Raw genomic sequence first — 3,551 nt, 5'->3', positions numbered from 1 at the left:
GGGCAGCCGCCATCCGGATATCCATCGCCGTCACCTTCTGGGCCATGAACCATGCTGGTCCAGCCCTACTCAGGTGTCAGCGATGTCCCGAGACATACAACTGTCAGCGATGTCCCCGAACAGAACAGTGCGCTCAGCGGCGATAAGCACGCCGAAATCGCCCACCGGTAGGGTGGCGAACCATGTCCTCCCGGGCTCCGCTGGCGTCCTCGCTGGGCATCGCGATCGTCGCGATCACCGGCATGCAGCTGATGGCCACGCTCGACGGAACCATCGTGATCGTCGCGCTGCCGCGGATGCAGGCCGAACTCGGCCTCTCCGATGCGGGCAAGAGCTGGGTGATCACCGCCTATGTGCTGGCCTTCGGTGGGCTGCTGCTGCTCGGCGGCCGCATCGGTGACGCCATCGGCCATAAGCGGGCGTTCCTGTCCGGGGTCGGGGTGTTCACGATCGCGTCGCTGATCTGCGGATTGGCCAACGACGAGGCCACGCTGGTGATCGCCCGCGCAGTCCAGGGCATCGGGGCGGCGGTGGCCGCGCCCACCGGCCTCGCGCTGATCGCGACCACCTACGCCGTCGGGGAGCCGCGCAACCGCGCGCTCGCGGTGTCGGCGGCCATGCAGGGGCTGGGTTCGGTGCTCGGGCTCGTCCTGGGCGGCGCGGTCACCGGCATCTCGTGGCGGCTGGCATTCCTGGTCAACGTGCCGATCGGCATCGTGATCGTCGCGATCACGGTGTTGCGGCTGACCGAGACCCATCTGGAGCGCATCAAGCTCGACATCACCGGGGCGCTGCTGGCCACGCTGGCCTGCACGTCGGCGGTGCTGGTGTTCACTCAGGGCCCTGCTCTGGGGTGGGCCGACCCGTGGGTGATCGGCGCCGCCGTGGCCGCCGTCGTGTTCTTCGCCGCGTTCGTGCTCGACGAGCGCGGCGCCGACAACCCCCTCGTGCCGCTGTCGATCTTCGACAACCGGCACCGCGTCGCGTCGTTCGTGGCGTACTTCCTGGCCGGCGGAGTGATGTTGACGCTGTCGGTGATGATCGGTCTGCTCGTTCAGGACGTCCTGGGCTATTCGCCGCTGCGGGCGGGCATCAGCTTCCTGCCGTTCGCCGCGGCCTTCGTGGTGGGCAATGTGATCGCCACCTACGTCGCGCCCCGCATCGCGCCGCGTTGGGTGATCCTCGGCGGCGGCGTGCTGGTGCTGCTCGCCATGCTCTACGGATCCACGCTGGACCGGTCCGTGCCGTACTTCCCCGACCTGTTCGTGCCCGTGGTGGTGGGCGGGCTGGGCATCGGCGTGATCTCGGTGATCCTGCCGCTGTGTCTGCTGGCCAATGTGCCGGCCCGTCGGATCGGCTCGCTGTCGTCGGTCACGCTGATGGTGTTCAACCTCGGCGGTCCGCTGGTGCTGGTGGTGGTCCAGGCCGTGCAGGTCTCCCGCACGCTGTACCTCGGCGGCACGACGGGCCCGGTGACGGCCATGACGCCGGCCCAACTCGACGCGCTCGGTCAGGGCTACACCTACTCACTGCTGTGGGTGGCGGCGATCGCGATCCTGGTCGGCGTCGCGGCGCTGTTCATCGGCTACTCCGCGCGCGACATCGCCCGGGCCCGCGAGACCAGGGAAGCTGTGGAGGCGGGGGAGCTCTAGGCAGGCCGTCGAAAATGTGGCATAAGGTGGTCGGCTGTGATCACCCGCATGTCCGAGCTGTTCCTGCGCACGCTGCGCGACGACCCGGCCGACGCCGAAGTGGCGAGCCACAAGCTGCTGATCAGGGCCGGCTACGTCCGGCCGGTCGGCCCCGGGCTCTACAGCTGGCTGCCTCTCGGGCTCAAGGTGCTCCGCAAGATCGAGGCGATCATCCGCGAAGAGATGAATGCCATTGGCGGACAGGAGATCCTGTTCCCCGCGCTGCTGCCGCGCGCACCGTACGAGACCACCGCGCGCTGGACCGAATACGGTGACACGCTGTTCCGGCTGCAGGACCGGCGCGACAACGACTACCTGCTGGGCCCCACCCACGAGGAGATGTTCACCCTGACCGTCAAGGGTGAGTACTCGTCGTACAAGGACTTTCCGCTCATCCTGTTCCAGATCCAGAACAAGTACCGCGACGAGGCCCGCCCGCGCGCCGGCATCCTGCGCGGGCGCGAGTTCCTGATGAAGGACTCGTACTCGTTCGACATCGACGACGACGGGCTCAAGAACGCTTATCACGCCCATCGCGAGGCCTATCAGCGGATCTTCGCCCGGCTCGCGGTGCGCTACGTGATCGTCTCGGCGGTGTCGGGCGCCATGGGCGGCAGCGCGTCGGAGGAGTTCCTCGCCGAGAGCGAGGTCGGCGAGGACACCTACGTACGGTGCGCGGAGTCCGGCTACGCCGCCAACGTAGAGGCCGTCATCACCGCCGTCCCCGAGTCGATCCCGTTCGAGGGTCTCCCGGAGGCGACCGTCTACGAGACCGGCAACACTCCGACGATCGCGACGCTGGTCGACTGGGCGAACTCCGCCGAGCTGGGTCGGACGGTCACCGCGGCCGACACGTTGAAGAACGTCCTGATGAAAGTTCGTGCGCCCGGTGGTGACTGGGAGCTGCTGGCGATCGGCGTGCCAGGAGATCGCGAGGTGGACGAGAAGCGGCTCGGTGCCGCGCTGGAGCCGGCCGAGTTCGCGATGATCGATGATGCGGACTTCGCGAAGTACCCGTTCCTGAAGAAGGGGTACATCGGACCGAAAGGCTTGTTGGCCAACGGCGTTCGCTACCTGGTCGATCCCCGTGTGGTGGACGGCACAGCCTGGATCACCGGCGCCGACGAGATCGGCAAGCACGTCGTCGACCTCGTCGCCGGGCGGGACTTCGTCGCCGACGGGACCATCGAGGCCGCCGAGGTGCGGGAGGGCGATCCGTCGCCGGACGGCGCGGGCCCGCTGGTGTCCGCCCGCGGCATCGAGATCGGCCATGTCTTCCAGCTGGGGCGCAAGTACGCCGACGCGTTCTCGGCCGACGTGCTCGGTGAGGACGGCAAACCGGTGCGCCTGACGATGGGAAGCTACGGGATCGGGGTGTCCCGCATGGTGGCGGTGATCGCCGAACAGCAGCACGACGAACTGGGCCTGCGCTGGCCGTCTGCGGTGTCCCCGTTCGACGTGCACGTGGTGATCGCGAACAAGGACCCCGAGGCGCGCGCCGGGGCGACCGAACTGGCCGCCGATCTGGACCGGCTCGGCGTCGACGTGCTGCTCGACGATCGCACCGCATCCCCGGGGGTGAAGTTCAAGGACGCCGAGCTGCTCGGTGTCCCGTGGATCGTCGTGGTGGGCCGCGGCTGGGCCGACGGCGTCGTGGAACTGCGCGACCGGTTCAGCGGTGACAAGCGTGACGTCGCTGCGGCGTCGGCGACCGAGGAGATCCTCGCCGCGATCCGCTGATATAGATCGAGTTAGTCCTTCTCAAATGCCTCCGGAGGTGTCAGGAAGGGATCTGTAACCGATTCCTTTGGGTCCGTGTGTTGACGCGCGCGGACCTCCTGACACGCCCCGGAGGTGTCG

2 protein-coding genes are annotated in these 3,551 nt (G+C 68.1%); both read left to right on the top strand.

The window, feature by feature from the left end; all coding sequences use genetic code 11:
• Positions 1-182: 182 nt before the first annotated feature.
• On the top strand, positions 183-1,652 hold the full coding sequence (locus DMB80_RS27640; protein ID WP_111512746.1) for an MFS transporter: 1,470 nt from the start codon (positions 183-185) through the stop codon (positions 1,650-1,652).
• Positions 1,653-1,688: 36 nt separating this feature from the next.
• The gene (locus tag DMB80_RS27635) at positions 1,689-3,431 is read left to right on the top strand and encodes a proline--tRNA ligase (RefSeq protein ID WP_111512745.1); all 1,743 of its coding nucleotides are present in this window, start codon (positions 1,689-1,691) and stop codon (positions 3,429-3,431) included.
• Positions 3,432-3,551: the final 120 nt, after the last annotated feature.

The organism is Mycobacterium kyogaense, assembly GCF_003254575.1.
Lineage (GTDB): Bacteria > Actinomycetota > Actinomycetes > Mycobacteriales > Mycobacteriaceae > Mycobacterium > Mycobacterium kyogaense.
This window is presented reverse-complemented; position numbering and strand designations above follow the sequence as displayed.